The following is a 16,078-nucleotide window of genomic DNA, read 5'->3' on the forward strand; positions in this document are numbered from 1 at the left end:
AAAATACTTCTCTTAAGCCTTTTTGAATGATTTCAAGTGGGCGTAAAGATTGCTTGATTAATAAATATAAAATAGCTGAAATTATTAGCAATGAGATGATAAACATTGTTAGGTTTTGTTTTAATAAATTATTTAAATTTTCATCAAAATCTTTGTTTTCATTAGTGCTACAAATTGTCCAATTTAATTTATCATAAGTTGTACAAACTGCATTTTTATCATGGTTTTCAAAATTGTATTCAATAGTTTTAAACCCGTTATAATCTTGTGCTTTAGACAATTCTTGTTTAATTGTGTCTATAACAGGATTTTGTTTTAATTCATACTTTGGATTTATATGTAAAGTAAATTGATTGTGTGTATCAAATGCAAATATCGCATTTGTAGCTGAGTATTTTAGTTTTAATACACTATCTTTTAATGGTTTTAGAGTTAAGTCTCCGCCAATTACTCCAATAATTTTTCCATTTTGCATAACCGGAGCATAAATTGTCGCTATAACTGTCTTTAATCTATCATCATAATAAATATCGTCACTTAAATTTACAACTTTATCAACTAAAGCTTCTTTAAACCAATTACGTTCCCTAGCATCAAAATCCTTAATTATATGTGCTGCTTCTTCATTACCCTTATAGAATGTTTTGCCATCTTTAACCTTAGCAAAATATAAAGCATTAAGTCCTGATGGAGAATATAATAAATTTAGTCTTCTTAAAATCATATCTTCATCTGTATCAATATTAACTTCTTCAATAGCTTTAGCAAATTTTGTTAAAAAATTCATCTTACCAGAGAAATATGAATCTACATAGAGCATTGTAGCTTCAAGTGTTTTTTGTTTACCTAAATTAGAATAATTTACAGCGTCATTTTTAGAACTGTTATAATTTAGCAACCCTAATAGAATAAAACAAATAACTAATGGAATGCTTACTAATAGTGGTATTTTGTTAGTTAATTTCATAGATTTTCCTTTAAAAGTAATTGCTTAAATGAAAGATTATAGATATTAAGAATTAATTAAAACTTAATCTTTGTGTTTTGTATTTTTAAATAGTAGTAAAAATTCACTCCCTTTATTTAGCTCGGAATTTAACATTATTTTAATTTTATGTATTCTAGCTATCTTTTTTACTATTGAAAGTCCTAAACCTGTGCCTTTTATTTGCTTGTTTCTGCTTATGTCTTGTCTAAAAAATCTCTCATATATTCTATTTTGAATATCCTTGCTAATGCCTATACCAGTGTCTTTTATAGATAAAATTATATGTTTTTTATTAATGTTTAAACTAATAAATATTTTGCCATTATCTATATTGTATTTAATCGCATTATCAATTATATTATAAAGCATAGTTTTTATTAGTTTTTCATTGGAAAAAAATATAAACTCATCTATATTCATAAGTATTTTTATATTTTTTTCACGGATTTTAAAATCTAATTCTTTAATAATTTGACTTAAAACATTGCTTATATTTACATTTGTCATCTCAAAATTATTAACTTCATCTAAAAATGATAATTTAATAATCTCATCAATCATCTCAAGTAAAGCACTTGATTGATTGTAAATTGTATCTATGAATTGCTTTTCATCTTCTTTTTTTACTAGATTATTTTTAAGCATTTCAGAGCTTAACATTATTGAAGTAAGTGGAGTTTTTAACTCGTGAGTAACATTTGCACTAAACTCAGCTCTTATCTTTTTAAATTGTTTATTATGTTCTTTTACTTGAGATAAAAAAGTCTTTAATTCATTGTATTGAAATGATTTATCAAGCTCGTTTATGTCAAGTTCGTATAATGGTTTTACTATGCTTTTGCTTATAAAATATGCAAGAGTTAAGCTAAGTAATGTTATTAGTAAAAATACTAAAAATATTGTTTTAAAAATTTCTATTTTAAAATCAAGATTTATAAAATAAATATTATCAAAAACGCTAAAAATCGCTGCTTGTAATAGTATCAAAACAAAAAATGAAACAAAAAATATAGCAAAAAATATCCTAGTTCTCATAAGCTATTTTATATCCTACTCCACGAATTGTTATTATGTATTTTGCATAATCTTTTAATTTATTTCTTAAAGTATTTATGTGTATATCTAAAGTCCTACTTGAAATATTTGCTCCCCAAATTTCTTTTAATAAATCTTCTTTTTTAAGGCAAATGTTTTGGTTTTTAATGAGTTTTGTAAGTAATTCAAATTCTTTTAAAGTAAGGTTTATTTCTTCTTCATTAATGCTTACTATTCTAGTTTTTAGGTTAATTTTTAAATCTTTAAAAATGATTTCATTATTACAATCAATTCTTCTTAAAATATTTCTAATTCTTGCTAGGAATTCTAAAATAGAAAAAGGCTTAGTAATATAATCACTTGCTCCTAAATCAAGACCTTTTACTTTATCGTTTTCTTGATTTAACGCACTTAGTAAAATTACTTCAATAGCTTTTGTTTTTTCATTAGATTTTATTTTTTTTAGGATACTAAAACCATCTTCGCAAGGTAGCATAATATCAAGCACTAAAATATGTGGAATTTGATTGTTTAATTCGCTAAAAAGCTCTTTTGCATTAATTAAACTAATGACTTTAAAACCACTGCTTTCTAAAGCATATTTTATTAAGTTATTAATGCTTAAATCATCTTCTAAAACATACACCAAAGGTAAATCTTGCATAAGTTATCCTAATTAAAAAATATTGAAAATATTACAAAAAATAAGTAAGAAAAATAATATGAAAATAATTATTAATTTAAATAAATTCTAAATACTAAATTAATTTTGGTTTGTTTATCAAAAATAAATACAATTTCACTCATTTTTAAAAAAAGGAGACAAAATGAAAAAAGTATTATTAAGTTTAGCAGCATTATCTTTATTAAGCACTGCAGCAATGGCTAATGATGGAGCTACATTATTTAAAAAATGTATTGCCTGTCATGGTAAAGCAGCTGAGAAAAAAGCTCCAGGTGCAGAAATTATCATCAATACTTTAGATGAAAAAACAATTTTAGAAGCTTTACAAGGTTATAAAGCTGGAACATTTGGTGGAAAAGCTAAGAAAACTATGGAATTACAAGTTAAAAATCTTAGCGATGATGATATGAAAGCATTAGCTGCTTATATCGTAACTTTAAAATAATTCTTAAGTTCAGGAGCAATCCTGAACTCTTTTACAAACTAACAACAATTTTCATCATAAACATACAAATAAAAGCATTTAAAATACTTGTTATTATTAGCAGTATCCAGTATTTTTTAGCAACTCCTGCAACAGCTAATAATCTTCCTAAATACTGAAGTTGAGCTCCCATTAAAAATATAGCAGGTAAAACTATGCTAACGCCAATATTATCAATAACCCCATTTGCATATAAATTAACAGCAATTCCAACTCCAGCCGAAGTGCTAAGCCACGCTGATAAAAGTATAGTAATTGCTTCTCCTGGTAAGCCAAAAATATTCATAATAACGCCACAATAATCTCCTAAGAATTTCATAACTCCTAAGATTTTTAACATTTCAGCTATTACATAAGCCATTAAAACATTAGGAATTAGATTATATAAAGCGATATTAAAACCTTTTTTAGCACCTACTATAAAAATATCTAATGGGTTTTTGCTCTCATTATTCATTCAAAATCCTTTTTATAAAATGTATTTAAAACTATTCTTACAAAAATAGCTCCTACGAATTTCATAATTAGCATTAATACAAGTGGAATTATTGGTAAGCATACTAAATGTCCTAATAATGCTGAACCTATTGCAAAAAAGTTATTAATCATACCAGCCCCACTATATTGCCAAGCGCAAATTACTACTAAATCTTTATCGTTTATATAATTTTTATCTCTTGCTTCTTTACTCATAGCAGCACCTGCATCTGTGCTTTGTAAATCAGTAATTAATATAAGCCCACATAATCCAGGAACTCCTAAAATAGGTTTTAAAATAGGATTTAATAATTTTTGAGCAGCCTTAATAGCTCCATAATGCTCCATTACTTCAATTACTCCAAGTGCAAGCATTACAGCAGGAATTAAGCTAAATGCAAATAAAAATCCAGCTCTAGCACCACTTCCACCATCTCCTATGAAAGTCGTAGCTTTTATATTAGCTTCATCTAGGATTTTTGGGATTTTACCAAAACCACCTGTTAAAGTAGAAAAATCAAAAGCCTTTAGCATATCATGTCCTGCTAAAAGTCCTGAAAAAAATAAGATTAAAAATATTAAAGCAAGATAAGCACTAGGTTTTACTTTTCCTACTTCAAATTCTGTAGCTTTTTGCATACTACTCCTTTTAAATAAAATAAAGTTTTTATTCTACAATATTTTTTAAGAAAACAATAAGAAATAGTTATTAGTATTTATATTTTTTAAAGGAGTTAATATGGAAGTTATCAAACATTATGAGTATTTACACGAAATTCCAGAGCTTGGATTTAAAGAATTTAAAACGAGTGAGTATTTAAAAACTACTCTTAAAAATGCAGGTTTTAGTATAACCAATATAGGAGATACAGGTTTTTATACGGAGTTAGGAAGTGGTAGCAAGATAATTGGACTTAGGGCTGATATTGATGCTTTAGGTCATATAATTGATGATAAAGCTTGTGCAAGGCATACTTGTGGGCATGATGCACATATGTCTATGCTACTTAGTGCAGCTTTAAGGGCAAAAGAGCAAAATATCATTAAAAATAACAAAATAAGATTTATATTCCAACCTGCTGAAGAATTAGGCAGTGGGGCTTTAAAGATGATAGAATTAGGAGCTTGTGAAGGTTTAAGCTCTATTTTTGGAATGCATATTCGCCCAATTCAAGAATGCCCAAGTCCTAAAGCAATAGCTTCAATGTATTATGCAGCAAGTTCAGCTATAAAAATTAATATTAAAGGCAAAGCAGCTCACGGAGCAAGACCACATTTAGGAATTAACGCAATTGATGTAGGTGTTAGCATTATTGATGCTGCTAGAAAAATTTATATAGACCCAAATAAACCAAGTAGTATAAAAGCAACTAGATTTATATGTGATAGTGGGGTTACTAATTCAATTCCTAGTGAAGCTATTTTGGTATTTGATTTAAGAGCTCAATATAATGATAGTATGCAAGAGATGAAAGAAAAACTTGAAAAAATCATAACAAATATAGCAAATGCTTATGATGCTAAGGTGAGTTTTGAATACTTAATCAATATTCCCGCAGCTGTAATTAACAAAGATTTAGCTAAGATTTGCGAAAAAGTTATAAGCAATACTTTAGGAGAAGAGAATTTAATCAAAGAGCAATTTACACCTGGTGGGGAAGACTTTTTCTTCTATCCTATTAAACTAGGCATTCCATCAGCATTTATGGGCTTAGGAGTTGATTGTGCTCCTGGACTTCATCATCCTGAAATGAGTTTAAATAAAAATGCCTTAGAAAATGGTGTTAAATTGTGGCTTAATTTAATGCTTGAGCTTGAGAATTTAAAATAGGAATTAGATGAATTATAAATTAGGCGTTATTTTATTAATTGATTTATGCGTTTTATTGTGGCAAAACAGCTTTTTAAGTATTAGCCCTTATGAATTAAACGAGCTTAGCTCAAATAGTTTTAATGGGCTTTTTGCTAATTTTGCCTTAAGTGTTTTTGGCAATGAAAATATAAGATTTGCTTATATAATCTTGCATATTTTAAGCAATATTTTGCTATATAAAATATCAATTAAATACCTTAAAAATAACGCCTATATATCTAATATTATCTTTAATCTTACTCCAGGAAGCCTTGCTTCAGCATTACTAATTAATCCTGCAGGAATTATTATATTTACTTCATTACTTCTTGTATATCTTGCTATAAAAAGGCAATTTTATATATTTTATGGAGTATTGATTGCTTGTATTTATATTGATAAAGCTATGATTTCATTATATATTGCTTGTATTTTTTATGCTTATTTTAATAGATTATCAAAGTTATTAATTTTATCAATTTTACTAATGTTTGCTACTTTTATAATGTATGGATATGATTTTTCAGGCAGACCTAGGGGGTATTTTTTAGACTCACTTGCTATTATGTCGGCTGTGTTTTCTCCGCCTTTATTTTTGTATTTTTTCTATACGATTTATTATATTAGTTTTAAGGGTAAAAAGGACTTGCTATATTGTATAAGTGCGAGTGCTTTTATAATATGCTTATTATTATCATTTAGACAAAAGCCAGAAATTGCCGAGTTTTTACCATTTTTACTACCTGCTATACCTTTAATAATTGCTAATTTTTTAACTTCTTTTAAAGTGCATTTACCACAATTTAGAGCAAAACATAATGTGATATTATTTTTTGTGTTGATTTCTTTAGTAATTAGCTTTTTATTTGTGATATTTAATCCATTTTTATATAGATTTGTTGATGAAAACGAGCATTTTGCTAAAAATTATCATTTAAATAAAGAATTAGCAAAAGAGCTAAAATCACAAGGCATTAATGAAATTAGTGTTCGTAATGATAATTTTAAAGTATTAGAATTTTATGGGATTTTGCCTTGTTATCAAAATTGCAAAATAATCACTCCTTGTGAAAAAGGAAATATCAATATAAACTTTTTTGCTAAAGAATTTTCATTTTGTTTAAAGAATGAAATTTAATATAAATATATAAGTAATTATTGTAATAATTTTCAAAAATTTTTAAGTATCATTAAATAAAATTAAACGAAAATTAATTATTTAAAAAGGAGATTTAATGCAAGTTAATTTATCTAATATTTATAATAATACTTATCATAAAATGGGCGAGAGTTTTGGTGGAGTAAAGAGCGAAAACGAATTAAAACAAATTGATGAAAATATCAAAAATAATAAAATTGATGATATAAAAACAGGCAATAATAGTGGCAATAAAATCTATTTTGAAAGTAAAAATGGCATAAGTTCTGCAAGTATTAGTGATGAGAGTTTAGATAAATTAAAAAGCCATTTTGATAGCAAAGACTTTTATAAGCGTGAAGATGGCAGTATTATTTTAAATGGTAATGCAGAAAAATATATAAGTGGTTGGTTTAGTGACATTGCTTATGCTAGGGGATATGTAGCTGCTAATAAAAACAATAATGATTTTTTAAATAAAGATGAATTATTAGAGCTTAATGTAGTAGCTAAGTTTAGTTTAGATGGAACAAATCCGCAAAATTATCAAAGCTATCAAAAAATTGAGCGTTTTTTAGCTGATAATACTACGATTTTAGATTCTGTGCCTAAAAATATTGATGAAGCATTAAATCAAACAATATTATCAAATAGTGATTTTGATGATACGATAACTTTAGGTGAGAGCGAAGAATTTGCAGCTAATAAAAACCCACAAAACCTAAACACACAAAATACAAGCACTCAAAATGTAAATCTAGCATCAAATGAAATAAAAAGCACTAATGTTGATGATGAAGAAGCAAAGAAAAAGCAAGAAATCGCAAACGCACTATCAAGCCTAACAAGGATTAAAAATACAATTAATACAAACGGGGTAAAAGCACTTAGTAAGGCTGATTTAGATAAACTTGAAATCTTAAACATTGACCCAAATTCATTGCAAAATCCTCAACTTTTAGAGCAATTTAACAAAGCTAGTGATAAAGCTAACGAGCATTACGCTAATTTTTTAAATGTTGATAAGACTTATATAGATGAGAAAATGGCAAAAAGCGATGAGTTTTTAGGTGATTTTACTCACGATAGTGCTGATATAGTAAAAGATTTGCTAAAGAATAAAACGCTAGATAAATTAGCATAAATTAATATGATTTAATTCAAATTCAATTTTAGAATTTGAATTAGGTATTTTTTAAATAATATTTATATGAAGACTTTTTAAAATATCTAAAGCCTTTTGGTGCAAGTCTTCATCATAACTAGCGGTTGCGTTTTTATCTATAAAAATATTTGCATTAGGAAGTGCAGATTTTGCAATCACTGCATTTGATAAGACGCAAATATTGCTTACAAGTCCAACTATTTCAATATTTTTATAATTTTTATTGCTTAGATAATTTCCAAGTTCAATTGAGCCAAAAGTATTTTTATAAAAGCATAAATGGTTTTTAGAAAACTCATTTAATTTTCCATAAATTTCTATCCCATTTGTGCCTTTAATACAATGTTTAATAGGTAGATTTTGCCCTTCTATAGTGTCTAAATAATCATCATTATGTGTATCAATAGTAAAGATTATCTCATCATTATTTTTAAGATATTTTTCATATTTTTCTAAGATGATATTTTCTAAATTCTGTGCCTTTAAAAACCCTAAAGAGCCTGTTACAAAATCATTTTGAAAATCTACTATTATTAAAAGATTTTTCATGAATTTCTTAAGCTTTCGTATTCGCTTGGAATTAGATTAAGCCTTACATCACAAGGACTAAAGCCAACTCGCTCACCTAATTTAAACAATACTTCAAGTGATTTTATTTGCTCATCTTTTAAGCTAATACTATCATCGTTTGCATAAAGACTTAGATATTTATTAAGCTCATCTTCATTTACTCTCACTTCGTTTTTGCCAAGCAATATACGACTTAATAAAGCTTTATTTTGAGTAGCGACTTTTACTGCACGAGTTAGCTCATTTTCAATTTTAATCGCATCGCTTAGCATTAAAGAGCGGCGTATTGCCATTCCACCAAGTGGTAAGGTAAGCACTTCGCCACATTCAGCCTTGCAAAACTCCGCCCAAATATCCCAAATCTCACGCTCAACTCTTAATTTATCACTAAAATTAAGAATACTCTCATGTATTAACACCCCAGCATCTACACTACCATCTAAAACAGCTTTTTCTATATCTAAAAAGTTCATATAAGTAATTCTTGCATTAGGATATGCTAGTTTAAAAATTAAAGCATTTGTGGTATTTTCCCCACTTAAAGCCACTTTAAAATTAGGTTTTAAAACCTTATCTTTTAGAGTGATTAGTTTTGGACCATAGCCATTGCCAAAACTAGTAGCACATCTTAGCAAGGCATATTCGCTTTGAATTTTAGGATACACAGCAAAAGAAATTGCACAAACATCATAAATATTATTTAAACTTGCTTTATTTAGTGTTTCTATATCATCAGCAACGCTAGTATAATTAAACTCCGAACTTATCCAACCATAGCGAATTGCTGCATACATAAAAATATCATCAGCATCAGGGCTATGAGCTAGGCTAATTTGCTTCATTTAAGCAACCTTTGAAAATGAATTTATGATCTTTAGGTAAAGCTTCATAGATATTAAATGCAAGTTCTCTAATCTCTTTAAGTGCGGCTTTACTAGTTCTAAGAGTTAAGAAATTTTGTAAAGCTCTTGCATTTATACTCCAAGTAAGCTCGGTTTTATAGCATTCTGGCAAGGCATATTTGGCAATATCTTGTGTCATTCCTTCGGTATTTAAAATAATTCTTAGTTTTTCTAAAGCACAAATACTAGCATTATCAACCAAGCGATTTCCAGTTAGCACAATATATTTTTGTGCATTAGCAAAATCAAATTCCTTAAACTCACTTTCATTTCTTAGTTCTTTTAGAGTATATCTAGTGCTTTTTACCGATAAACTTGCGTGGCGGTGTCTTGCTAATTCTTGCAAACAAGCTCTTGAAATGCCTTGAATATAAAAATTATAATTTAAATGTTCAAGCGTGCTAGAATGCTTATAAATATTTCCGATACGATTTATTAGTTCGCAGTCTTTTTCTCCTCCATTATCGCCTTTATCAAAGCTTTGCCAACAAGTTCTCATAGCGTGAGAACAGATATTTAGTGGGGTGTAATTAAGTAGTGTAATTCTCATTATTTGCCTTTAATTTGATTTTTTTCATTATAGTTTTTTTATATAAATCTTAAGGAAACTTCAATGAATATGCTAAAAATCTCAATTTTAAGTATTTCCTTAGCAACCGTTACAGGTGGAGCTGCCGTTGCACCTGCTTTAGGACTTATTGCTAAGCATTTTTCAAATGATAGTGAATTACTTATTAAATTAATTATTACTTTACCTTCACTTTTTATTATCTTTTCAAGCTTAATTTTTGCAAAATTAGCAAATTATTTAAGCGTTAAGCAACTTGCTTTTATAGGTTTTATATTGTTTATAGTTGGCGGGGTTGCTCCGTTTTTCTTAGATGACATAATTCAGGTTTTGGTGTTTAGAGCGATTTTAGGCTTAGGCACTGGCTTTTTAATGCCATTAAGCGTTTCTTTACTTGGCTTTTTATTTAAAAAAGAAGAGCAAGGAAAACTAATGGGACTTAGTGCAATGTGTAATCAATTAGGAGCAGTTATTACCGTTAGTTTTTCTGGCTTTTTAGCGTCAATTTCTTGGCAATATAGCTTTTTAATATATCTTTTTGCTTTGGTTTTATTTGTTTTAAATATGATTTTTTTACCTAGTATAAAAATAGCGGAGAAGAAAAAGAAAATAGATTTAAGAAATATAAAAAATCTTAGTGGAATTTATATTAATTTATTTTTAGTCCAAGTTTTGTTTTTTAATTTTACGAATAATTTTTCAATAATTTATCAAAAAGAGCAAATTATTAGCGCAAGTTTTATTGGTGTAATTATGGGATTTAATGGCTTGTTTGGTGCAATTGCTTCTATGAATTTACATAAAGTTGTCAAAAAAATTAGAACAAAAATCAAAATCTTAGGAGCATTTATTTATATTTTAGCCTTTTTACTTTTTGCTATAAGATTTAGCGAACATATAGAAATCGCAGGAATTAATTTAATGTTAATTATAGGAATAATTGCAGCTATTTTAAATGGTCTTGCAGTTGGCTTTAGCTTACCATTTTTGTTTTCACAAATTAGCACTAGAAGTAAAAAACAAAACCTAGCTACAAATATGGCATTAGCTAGTATTGCGACATTTAGCGGACAATTTTCTAGTCCATTAATAGATGAATTATTAGAACATATTTTCAATCTTCATCATCCAAGAGACGCATTTTTAATAGCTATGTTTATTGCAATATTCTTATTTATTTATAATCTTAGGTTAAAAATCAAATTAAGAAATTAAAAAAAGGAAAGGTATGGCAAAAGCAAAAGAAACAGCAGTAATTGAAGATAAGGCAAAAGCCCTTGAAGCTGCATTAAAAGGCATTAATAAAGCTTGTGGAGAAGGTGCTATTGTTAGATTTGGAGATAAGCCTATTGTAAAGGCTGAGCCAATTTCTACAGGCTCACTTGGGCTAGATATTGCACTTGGAATTGGTGGAGTTCCTAAAGGAAGAATAGTAGAGATTTATGGGCCAGAAAGTAGTGGTAAGACAACGCTAACACTTCAAATCGTAGCTCAAGCTCAAAAGATGGGTTATACTTGTGCTTTTATTGACGCTGAACATGCACTTGACCCTGTGTATGCTAAGAATTTAGGCGTAAATATTGATGATGTTTTAGTATCTCAACCAAGTTGCGGAGAAGAAGCATTAGAGATTGTAGAACGCTTAGCAAGTAGTGGAGCGGTAGAGCTTATAGTAGTAGATAGTGTTGCTGCACTTACTCCTAAGGCTGAAATTGATGGAGAGATGGGAGATACTCATGTAGGTCTTCAAGCAAGACTTATGAGCCAAGCTTTAAGAAAACTTACTTCAGTAGTTAGCAAGATGAACTCAATGGTAATTTTCATAAATCAAATTCGTATGAAAATAGGTCAAACAGGTTATGGAAGCCCAGAGACAACAACGGGTGGAAATGCACTTAAGTTCTATGCAAGTGTAAGAATTGATATTAGAAAAACCGCTACATTAAAACAAGGCGAAGAGCCTATTGGAAATAGAACAAAAGCAAAAATAGTTAAAAATAAAGTTGCACCTCCATTTAAAACAGCAGAATTTGATATTATGTATGGAGAAGGCATTAGCTACGAAGGCGAATTAATTGATTATGGTATTAAGCTTGATATTGTAGATAAAAGTGGTGCTTGGCTTAGCTATGGTGGTAATAAACTAGGTCAAGGTAGAGAAAATGCTAAAATTTTCTTAAAAGAAAACAAAGAAATAGCAAACGAAATTGCAGAAAAAATTAAAGCTAGTATAGGCGATGATATTACATTAGAAGGAGAAGTTGGTGAAAATAGCGAAGATTGATGCACTTGAAGTGCTAGATAGTAGGGGTAATCCTAGCGTTAAGGTTAAGGTAGTTTTAGAAAATGGTATAAGTGGTGAAGCAATAGTTCCAAGTGGTGCTAGCACAGGGATTAATGAAGCTTTAGAATTAAGAGATGGTGGGAGCTATTTCTTCGGTAAAAGCGTAAGTAAAGCAGTAAATAATGCTAAGCATGTTGCAGCTGGACTTATAGGCAAATGCGTATTTAATCAAAGAGAAATTGATGAGCATTTATTAGCAGTTGATGGCACGAGTAATTATTCTAGCTTAGGTGCTAATGCAGTTTTAGGAATTTCAATGGCAGTTGCAAAAGCAGGAGCAAATGCTAGTAATTTACCATTATATAGATATTTATGTGGAGAGTTTAACGCACTTCCTACACCTATGCTAAATGTATTAAATGGTGGAGCTCATGCTGATAATAATATAGATATTCAAGAGTTTATGTTACTTCCAACAGGTTTTGATACTTTTAAAGAAAAATTATTCTCAAGTGCAATTACTTATCATACTTTAAAAGATATTTTAAAGCAAAAAGGCTTAAGCACAGCATTAGGAGATGAAGGCGGATTTGCACCTAATTTAAGAAGCAATGAAGAAGCTATTGAATTATTACTAGAAGCTATTAATAAAGCAGGTTTTAGTGGCAAAATCAATCTAGCATTAGATGTTGCAGCAAGTGAGCTTTATAGTGATGGAAAATATGATTATGAGGGCAAAAAGCTAAGCAGCGATGAGATGATTAATGAGTATGAAAAATTATTAAAATATCCTATTTTAAGCATAGAAGATGCACTTGCAGAGCAAGATTATGAAGGCTGGGTTAATTTAACTAAAAAAATCGGCTCAAGAACACAATTAGTAGGAGATGATTTATTTGTAACTAATGTTAAATTATTACAAAAAGGCATTGATGAAGGTATGGCAAATGCGATTTTAATCAAGCCTAATCAAATCGGCTCAATCTCTCAAACAATAGACGCTATTAAACTAGCTCACGCAAATGGCTATAATACTATAATGAGCCATAGAAGTGGGGAGAGTGAAGATAATTTCATAGCTGATTTTTCATTAGTTTGCAAGTATATTAAAACAGGTGCTCCTGCAAGGGGAGAAAGAACAGCTAAATATAATAGATTGCTTGAAATTGAAGCAGGATTTTAATGCAAGAATTATTAGACAATCATAATTATAAAAAGTCTAATTTAAAGATTTTTACAAAGGGCATTTTAGAAATTGCCCTTTATGTATTTATTTTATTTTTTGGGCTTTTTGCGATATTGTTTTCTAAATCATCAATAGAGACAACTATGATGCTAGATACAAGGATAGAAAAGCTAAAAAATCAAATATACGAGCTTAATAAAACCAATGCACAATTGCAAAAAGATTATTTTGAATTGCTAAGCATTCAAGGCGATTATGATAATTGATTTTTCAAAATACTCAAGCGTAAAAATCGGCGCAAATTGTGAAGTAAAAGTAATTGATGAGATGATTAAACACGATTATTTAGTCATTGGAAATGCTAGTAATTTGCTAATCAATCAGCCTAAAAATCTTGCAATTTTAGGCAAAAAATACGAATATATTAAAGAATATAATGATTATTTAGAAATAGGGGCTAGAACTAGCTCATATAAATTATTTAATTATTGTAAGAAAAACAATCTAACAGGTTTAGAATTCTTATCACACCTACCAGGACAAATGGGCGGCATTACTAAAATGAATGCAGGAATGAAAGAATTTGAAATAAAAAATTATATTTTAGAAGTAAATGTTGATAATGAATGGATTAATCCAAATTTTACTTATAGAAATAGTGATATAAAAGGCACAATTTATGCTATTAGGCTTAGATTAAACAAAGGTTTTAGCCTTGAATTAGTAGAGCAATTTAGCAAAATGCGAGAAAATCAGCCAAAAGGTGCTAGTTTTGGTAGTATTTTTAAAAACCCACAAGGCTTTAGTGCAGGAGCATTGATTGATAAAGCAGGGCTTAAAGGCAAGGTAAAAGGCGGTGCAAAGATTAGCGAAATGCACGCAAATTTCTTAATAAATTTTAATAAAGCTAGTTTTGAAGACGCATTGTATTTGATAAATCTAGCACAAGATGAGGTTTTGAAGCAATTTAATATACTTTTAGAACCTGAAGTTCTTATTTTAAATTAAATTCCAATATAAAAATATTTCAAAAAATTTTTAATTTATTTACTTTTGTTAATGGGGGGGGGGGTATTATAATCATTATCAATTTAAAAATTTAATAAATTATCTATATTCTAAGGAATTTGTTTTGAATATTTTCAAAATTATCATATTTGTATTGATTTTAGTAGGTTTATTGACATTTACGGCTTATTCTATTTTGCTTAGTTTTGAAATTATTTAAAGCTTTTATCATATTGATTTGGGCAATTAATCTTAAAATATCATTAAAATTAATATTTTTATTAAAAATATACAAATAATTTTTAATTTCCTTGCATTTTGCTATCTTTTAGGTTATTATTTTGGCTTATTTTTTAAAAAAGGAGATTATTATGAGGAGTTTACTTTGGCTCAGCTAGGAGCACTTTTTCTAAAGTAGGTTTTGTTTTAGCCCTTGCGGGTGGTGCTGTTGGACTTGGAAATGCGTGGAAATTTCCTACAATGGTTGGGACTAATGGTGGTTCTGCCTTTGTTTTACTTTATTTATTCTTATGTTTAACCTTAGGTTTATCTTTATTTTTAGCAGAAATTGCATTAGGAAAAATTACTAAAAGCGATTTAGCTACAAGTTATTTTACCCTTGCTAGATTTAAGCCAAAATTATGCAAAATGGGTGGGGTTTTTATGCTTACTGGAATACTTGTATTATCGTTTTATTTAGTGGTTTTATCTTTAGTATTTCACTATATATTTTTAAGTTTTTCTTTACCTAATACCTTAGATGAAGCAGGAGCACTTTTTAATAATGCAATAAGCGAGAATTTATTTATTAGCATAATTTGCTTTAGCATTTGCTTTTTTATGACTATTTATATAGTTAGTCGTGGGATAATTAATGGGATTGAGAAATTAAATGTGATTTTAATGCCTGCATTATTTGTAATACTTTTATTAATGCTAGGTTTTAGCTTTACTCAAGATGGATTTTTAGATGCGTGTGAGTTTTTATTTAAGCCTGACTTTTCTAAATTAGGGCTTAATTCTTTGCTTGATGCTTTAGGACTTAGTCTTTTTACTTTATGTCTTGGGATAGGTTGTATTAGCACTTATGCTGCTAGTTTAGATGAAAAAACTAATATTTTAAAATCAAGTTTATTTGTAGTGTTTATAAATCTTTTAATAGGTCTTATGATGGGACTTATTGTTTTTACTTTTGTATTTAAATTCGGAGCAAATCCTAATGAGAGTGGAGCAGGACTTGTATTTGTTAGCCTTGCTACTTTATTTTCAAAATTTGGTTTTTTAGGTGAGATTTTATCATTTAGCTTTTTTATAGCTTTATTTTTTGCAGGAATTACGAGTGCTGTTTCTATGATTGAACCATTTACTTTTTATCTTGAAAATAAAATGAGTAGAAAAAAAGCTTTGATTATTATTGGAATTTTTGTTTATATAATAGGTATTTTAGCTCTTCTTGGAATGGCTAATAAGCTTAGCTTTAATACTTTTAATGCTTTAGATTTTTTCACAAGTAATATAATGCTTCCTTTAGGAGTGTTGTTTTCTAGTATTTATGCTGGATTTTTAATGAAAAGATATTCATTCTTTAAAATCTTTTTACCTATATTTGGCAAAAATTTAACTAAGTTTTATTTTATTTTTTTAAGATTTGTAACACCAATTATAATAATTTTGATATTAATTAATAATTTTTACCCCTTAGGAAGTTTTTTAAAGTAGAATTAGGCAATTTTTAT

The 16,078-nt window shown here is 28.4% G+C and carries 17 protein-coding genes and 1 pseudogene; 10 read left to right on the plus strand and 8 right to left on the minus strand.

Annotation, left to right across the window (positions count from 1 at the left end; all coding sequences use genetic code 11):
- From AVBRAN9333_RS05895 to AVBRAN9333_RS05905, 3 genes are all read right to left on the minus strand, one after another.
- Window positions 1-967 (minus strand): cache domain-containing protein (locus AVBRAN9333_RS05895; protein WP_336609596.1); only part of this gene is annotated, 967 nt, incomplete at its 3' end.
- 63 nt (window positions 968-1,030) lie between these two features.
- Window positions 1,031-2,023 carry a sensor histidine kinase gene (locus AVBRAN9333_RS05900; protein WP_336609597.1) on the minus strand — a complete coding sequence of 331 codons (993 nt, stop codon included), beginning with the start codon at window positions 2,021-2,023 and terminating at the stop codon, window positions 1,031-1,033.
- Entirely contained in the window at window positions 2,013-2,687 is a 675-nt protein-coding gene (locus AVBRAN9333_RS05905; protein WP_239803033.1) for a response regulator transcription factor, read from the minus strand. Before AVBRAN9333_RS05905 ends, AVBRAN9333_RS05900 begins: the two co-directional genes overlap by 11 nt.
- 163 nt (window positions 2,688-2,850) lie before the next feature.
- Between AVBRAN9333_RS05905 and AVBRAN9333_RS05910 the strand changes: the two genes are divergently transcribed.
- Complete coding sequence (locus tag AVBRAN9333_RS05910; RefSeq protein WP_336608962.1) at window positions 2,851-3,153, plus strand: c-type cytochrome; 303 nt, start codon at window positions 2,851-2,853, stop codon at window positions 3,151-3,153.
- A 31-nt stretch (window positions 3,154-3,184) separates the two neighbouring features.
- Here AVBRAN9333_RS05910 and AVBRAN9333_RS05915 read toward each other — a convergent pair whose 3' ends face one another.
- Entirely contained in the window at window positions 3,185-3,649 is a 465-nt protein-coding gene (locus AVBRAN9333_RS05915; RefSeq protein WP_214118626.1) for a YjiG family protein, read from the minus strand.
- Window positions 3,646-4,308, minus strand: coding sequence for a hypothetical protein (locus tag AVBRAN9333_RS05920; protein WP_239803031.1), 663 nt, complete (start codon window positions 4,306-4,308; stop codon window positions 3,646-3,648). The genes AVBRAN9333_RS05915 and AVBRAN9333_RS05920 overlap by 4 nt, the downstream gene beginning before the upstream one ends.
- Window positions 4,309-4,408: 100 nt before the next feature.
- Here AVBRAN9333_RS05920 and AVBRAN9333_RS05925 point away from each other — a divergent pair, with 100 nt between their 5' ends.
- The 3 genes from AVBRAN9333_RS05925 to AVBRAN9333_RS05935 all read left to right on the plus strand — a co-directional run bounded on the left by AVBRAN9333_RS05925 (window position 4,409) and on the right by AVBRAN9333_RS05935 (window position 7,803).
- Entirely contained in the window at window positions 4,409-5,500 is a 1,092-nt protein-coding gene (locus tag AVBRAN9333_RS05925) for an amidohydrolase (RefSeq protein WP_214150546.1), read from the plus strand.
- A gap of 7 nt (window positions 5,501-5,507) precedes the next feature.
- On the plus strand, window positions 5,508-6,659 hold the full coding sequence (locus tag AVBRAN9333_RS05930) for a hypothetical protein (protein WP_214118621.1): 1,152 nt from the start codon (window positions 5,508-5,510) through the stop codon (window positions 6,657-6,659).
- A gap of 97 nt (window positions 6,660-6,756) precedes the next feature.
- Entirely contained in the window at window positions 6,757-7,803 is a 1,047-nt protein-coding gene (locus AVBRAN9333_RS05935; RefSeq protein ID WP_214118619.1) for a hypothetical protein, read from the plus strand.
- 51 nt (window positions 7,804-7,854) lie between these two features.
- On the opposite strand, the gene AVBRAN9333_RS05940 is transcribed toward AVBRAN9333_RS05935, so the two are convergent.
- Genes AVBRAN9333_RS05940 through thyX form a run of 3 tightly spaced genes read right to left on the minus strand, consistent with a single transcriptional unit; the run spans window position 7,855 to window position 9,846 of the window.
- Entirely contained in the window at window positions 7,855-8,373 is a 519-nt protein-coding gene (locus AVBRAN9333_RS05940) for a cysteine hydrolase family protein (protein WP_214118617.1), read from the minus strand.
- Window positions 8,370-9,236 (minus strand): menaquinone biosynthesis family protein, encoded by an 867-nt coding sequence (locus AVBRAN9333_RS05945; RefSeq protein WP_214118615.1) that lies wholly within the window; start codon window positions 9,234-9,236, stop codon window positions 8,370-8,372. The genes AVBRAN9333_RS05940 and AVBRAN9333_RS05945 overlap by 4 nt, the downstream gene beginning before the upstream one ends.
- A complete protein-coding gene (thyX, locus tag AVBRAN9333_RS05950) occupies window positions 9,223-9,846 on the minus strand; it encodes an FAD-dependent thymidylate synthase (protein WP_336607608.1) in 624 nt (207 codons plus the stop codon). Before thyX ends, AVBRAN9333_RS05945 begins: the two co-directional genes overlap by 14 nt.
- Window positions 9,847-9,909: 63 nt before the next feature.
- Between thyX and AVBRAN9333_RS05955 the strand changes: the two genes are divergently transcribed.
- From AVBRAN9333_RS05955 to AVBRAN9333_RS05980, 6 genes and pseudogenes are all read left to right on the plus strand, one after another.
- Window positions 9,910-11,079, plus strand: a complete 1,170-nt coding sequence (locus tag AVBRAN9333_RS05955) for an MFS transporter (RefSeq protein ID WP_336609598.1) — start codon at window positions 9,910-9,912, stop codon at window positions 11,077-11,079.
- A 13-nt stretch (window positions 11,080-11,092) separates the two neighbouring features.
- Window positions 11,093-12,148 (plus strand): recombinase RecA, encoded by a 1,056-nt coding sequence (gene recA / locus AVBRAN9333_RS05960; protein ID WP_214118609.1) that lies wholly within the window; start codon window positions 11,093-11,095, stop codon window positions 12,146-12,148.
- Complete coding sequence (gene eno / locus AVBRAN9333_RS05965) at window positions 12,126-13,331, plus strand: phosphopyruvate hydratase (protein ID WP_336609599.1); 1,206 nt, start codon at window positions 12,126-12,128, stop codon at window positions 13,329-13,331. The genes recA and eno overlap by 23 nt, the downstream gene beginning before the upstream one ends.
- Window positions 13,331-13,600, plus strand: coding sequence for a hypothetical protein (locus AVBRAN9333_RS05970; RefSeq protein ID WP_214120447.1), 270 nt, complete (start codon window positions 13,331-13,333; stop codon window positions 13,598-13,600). The genes eno and AVBRAN9333_RS05970 overlap by 1 nt, the downstream gene beginning before the upstream one ends.
- Window positions 13,590-14,342, plus strand: a complete 753-nt coding sequence (locus tag AVBRAN9333_RS05975) for a UDP-N-acetylmuramate dehydrogenase (protein ID WP_336609600.1) — start codon at window positions 13,590-13,592, stop codon at window positions 14,340-14,342. Before AVBRAN9333_RS05970 ends, AVBRAN9333_RS05975 begins: the two co-directional genes overlap by 11 nt.
- Window positions 14,343-14,738: 396 nt before the next feature.
- Window positions 14,739-16,061, plus strand: a pseudogene (locus AVBRAN9333_RS05980) (sodium-dependent transporter); the annotation flags it as partial.
- Window positions 16,062-16,078 lie beyond the last annotated feature (17 nt).

This window comes from Campylobacter sp. RM9333 (genome assembly GCF_020137705.1).
GTDB lineage: Bacteria > Campylobacterota > Campylobacteria > Campylobacterales > Campylobacteraceae > Campylobacter_E.

Excerpts from the sequence above, each read along its gene's own strand:
- AVBRAN9333_RS05905 (WP_239803033.1), bottom strand. The coding sequence starts at position 2,687 with ATGCAAGATTTACCTTTGGTGTATGTTTTAGAAGATGATTTAAGCATT.
- AVBRAN9333_RS05915 (WP_214118626.1), bottom strand. The coding sequence starts at position 3,649 with ATGAATAATGAGAGCAAAAACCCATTAGATATTTTTATAGTAGGTGCT.
- AVBRAN9333_RS05935 (WP_214118619.1), top strand. The coding sequence starts at position 6,757 with ATGCAAGTTAATTTATCTAATATTTATAATAATACTTATCATAAAATG.
- AVBRAN9333_RS05955 (WP_336609598.1), top strand. The coding sequence starts at position 9,910 with ATGAATATGCTAAAAATCTCAATTTTAAGTATTTCCTTAGCAACCGTT.
- AVBRAN9333_RS05975 (WP_336609600.1), top strand. The coding sequence starts at position 13,590 with ATGATAATTGATTTTTCAAAATACTCAAGCGTAAAAATCGGCGCAAAT.
- recA (WP_214118609.1), top strand. The coding sequence starts at position 11,093 with ATGGCAAAAGCAAAAGAAACAGCAGTAATTGAAGATAAGGCAAAAGCC.
- AVBRAN9333_RS05920 (WP_239803031.1), bottom strand. The coding sequence starts at position 4,308 with ATGCAAAAAGCTACAGAATTTGAAGTAGGAAAAGTAAAACCTAGTGCT.
- AVBRAN9333_RS05910 (WP_336608962.1), top strand. The coding sequence starts at position 2,851 with ATGAAAAAAGTATTATTAAGTTTAGCAGCATTATCTTTATTAAGCACT.
- thyX (WP_336607608.1), bottom strand. The coding sequence starts at position 9,846 with ATGAGAATTACACTACTTAATTACACCCCACTAAATATCTGTTCTCAC.
- AVBRAN9333_RS05970 (WP_214120447.1), top strand. The coding sequence starts at position 13,331 with ATGCAAGAATTATTAGACAATCATAATTATAAAAAGTCTAATTTAAAG.
- AVBRAN9333_RS05930 (WP_214118621.1), top strand. The coding sequence starts at position 5,508 with ATGAATTATAAATTAGGCGTTATTTTATTAATTGATTTATGCGTTTTA.
- AVBRAN9333_RS05940 (WP_214118617.1), bottom strand. The coding sequence starts at position 8,373 with ATGAAAAATCTTTTAATAATAGTAGATTTTCAAAATGATTTTGTAACA.
- AVBRAN9333_RS05945 (WP_214118615.1), bottom strand. The coding sequence starts at position 9,236 with ATGAAGCAAATTAGCCTAGCTCATAGCCCTGATGCTGATGATATTTTT.
- AVBRAN9333_RS05925 (WP_214150546.1), top strand. The coding sequence starts at position 4,409 with ATGGAAGTTATCAAACATTATGAGTATTTACACGAAATTCCAGAGCTT.
- AVBRAN9333_RS05900 (WP_336609597.1), bottom strand. The coding sequence starts at position 2,023 with ATGAGAACTAGGATATTTTTTGCTATATTTTTTGTTTCATTTTTTGTT.